The sequence below is a fragment of the Pseudomonas sp. P5_B2 genome, from assembly GCF_056400445.1.
This window is the reverse complement of record NZ_JBFULH010001153.1, coordinates 1-938: the sequence shown is the minus strand read 5'-3', so window position 1 is coordinate 938 and position 938 is coordinate 1. Positions and strand designations below refer to the sequence as shown.

Sequence of the window (938 nt, the reverse complement as noted above, 5' to 3'; positions counted from 1 at the left end):
GCGTTACTGCATCCACTTGGCAGAAGCGACGGGGCATCCCCTTTCCCCGTCGCGCTCGCGCGGCAAAAGCGATTGCCCCGGCTGCTTTACCGAAAGAGCCCGTCTCGAGAAAAACCGTAACCGTGCAGGGCGCCTATGGCACTCTGGAGTTGCGCAGTGACGGCGCCTGGAGCTACTCGGCGGACAATTCCCAGGATGCCATTCAACACTTGGGCCAAGGTGCGACCTTGACCGACAATGTCAGCCTGACCAGCGCCGACGGTACGTCGTATCAAATCAGCGTGACGGTACACGGGACCAACGATGTGCCGGTGCTGAGCGTGCTCACCGCGCAAAACGCGGTGGAAGAGGGTGCTCAGATCATTGGCCAGTTGCTCGGCACCGATTCCGATACGGGTGACACGCTGATCTACAGCAGTACTTCGAGCATGGCCGGCTTCATCTTGAACGCCGATGGCAGCTACAGCTTCGATCCGTCGGATGCGGCCTGGCAGCACCTCGCCGAAGGGGCACAGCAGGTTCCGACCTTCCCGATCACCGTCACCGACACCGACAGTCAAGGTGCGACAGCGACACAGAACCTGGTGATTACCATCACCGGCAGCAACGACCTGCCGGTGATGAGCTTGCTCACTGGTGAGAGCGTCACCGAAGGCGATACGGCAATTACCGGCCATGTCACGGCGACCGACGTCGATACCGGCGATACGCTGACTTACAGCAGCTACGACATGGTCGACGGTTTCAGCATCGATCCCGATGGCACCTACCATTTTGACCCGAGCCATGCGGCGTATCAAAGTCTGAACGCCGGAGCGACGCTTACCCTGAGTATTCCGCTGACTGTCACTGACAATCACGGCGGCACAGCGACGCAGATGTTGATCATCACCCTGACTGGCACCAACCAGGGAGCGGTGATCATCGGGGTGGATAGC

At 60.0% G+C, this 938-nt stretch carries 1 protein-coding gene; it reads left to right on the top strand.

Annotation, left to right across the window (positions count from 1 at the left end; all coding sequences use genetic code 11):
• Positions 1-122: 122 nt before the first annotated feature.
• Positions 123-938, top strand: an 816-nt coding sequence (locus AC1DRJ_RS29825) for a VCBS domain-containing protein (RefSeq protein WP_477805287.1), incomplete at its 3' end; no start/stop codon positions are given.